This window comes from Treponema sp. R6D11 (assembly GCF_054786075.1).
Window position 1 is genome coordinate 1 of sequence record NZ_BDHD01001064.1, and the last position, 288, is coordinate 288.

Below are 288 nucleotides of genomic sequence, written 5' to 3' on the forward strand. Positions count from 1 at the left end.
ATAAACAATAACTGTATCTGCTCGTGGGAAGAAATAACAGGCGACAAGAAACAAATGCTCAATGTCTGGGAAGACGCTTTTAAGAACCCCTTCGGCGGAATCGCTCCTGAAACAAAAAAATTCTACAACGAGCTTAAACGACGTTTACAGGCTTTAAGGGCATCGGAAACTTTTGAGGAACTTAGAAAACAGTATTTTGTTTTCCGTGAATATTTTTTCGACATGAAAAAATATTCAAAGGAGACAGAAACAGAGTCAGAGACAAACCTTATCCTGTCACGCTGTATC

The 288-nt window shown here is 38.9% G+C and carries 1 protein-coding gene; it reads left to right on the forward strand.

The window, feature by feature from the left end; translation table 11 throughout:
• Positions 1 to 288 (forward strand): hypothetical protein (locus tag ACYVTD_RS17500; RefSeq protein WP_461248901.1); only part of this gene is annotated, 288 nt, incomplete at both ends.